2 protein-coding genes are annotated in these 830 nt (G+C 67.2%); both read right to left on the bottom strand.

Annotated features, from left to right (window positions below):
• Positions 1 to 41 precede the first annotated feature (41 nt).
• Complete coding sequence (locus AACY08_RS27610; RefSeq protein WP_445262047.1) at positions 42 to 347, bottom strand: hypothetical protein; 306 nt, start codon at positions 345 to 347, stop codon at positions 42 to 44.
• Positions 344 to 766, bottom strand: coding sequence for a hypothetical protein (locus tag AACY08_RS27605; RefSeq protein ID WP_339472279.1), 423 nt, complete (start codon positions 764 to 766; stop codon positions 344 to 346). The genes AACY08_RS27610 and AACY08_RS27605 overlap by 4 nt, the downstream gene beginning before the upstream one ends.
• Positions 767 to 830: the final 64 nt, after the last annotated feature.

The raw sequence follows: 830 nt of genomic DNA, 5'->3' as shown, positions 1-830 counted from the left end.
CAACCGGCTGTCATCATGGCTTCGACAGCCGCCGGATTCGCCTACATCGCCCTGGCGACGCCGAATACAGTGAGCGGCAGCCGACGTTCGGTAAAGAGCCGGTACAGCCGCCAAAATCCGGCGCGGCCACCGTATTCGTAGAGGCTCTCCATCGCCATCGCACGAGCGGGATGCGAGGGCGCCCCGACCATGTCGGAGAGAAAGGCTTCGGAGCCGCGATCGCCGTTGAGGACGCTGTTCTCGGCGCCTTCCTCGTAGTTGACGACGAACTGGACCGCGACGCGCGCACCGCCGGGCCAGCAGGGATCGGGCGGCGCCGCACCATAGCCGCCGAGATCGCGGTTCACCGGGTGGCGTCCCACGCGGCAAGCGCAGCCGGCACCGCCTCACCTGCGGGAAGGACGACGCCTTCGGCACGCAACACCGCCTCCAGCGCGGCGAGCGTCAGCAGAACCTTGTGCTTCATCGCGTTGTAGCCCATCGCGCCGAACCGCCAGACCTTGCCGGCAAGCGGACCGAACGCGGTGCCGATCTCGATCTCGAAATCCTCGCGCATTCGGCGCCGGACCGTTTCCGCGTCCACCCCGTTGGGGATGAAGGCGGCGGTGACGTTGGTCATGCGATAGCGATCGTCGCCGAACACGGTAAGACCCATCGCGCGCAGGCCGGCGGTCATGGCGGCGCCGGACGCGCGGTGACGCGCGTAGCGAGCCTCGACGCCTTCCTGAAGCATGATCCGGGCGCATTCCCGCGAGCCGTAGAGCATGGTGGTCGCCTCGGTATGGTGGTTGAGGCGCTTCTCCGACCATTAGTCCATCACCATCGCCAGA

The organism is Pseudomonas sp. EL_65y_Pfl1_R83 (assembly GCF_963970695.1).
In the GTDB taxonomy this organism is placed as follows: domain Bacteria; phylum Pseudomonadota; class Gammaproteobacteria; order Pseudomonadales; family Pseudomonadaceae; genus Aquipseudomonas; species Aquipseudomonas tritici.
Note: the sequence above shows the minus strand (reverse complement) of the source record. Positions and strands in the feature narration are given on the sequence as shown.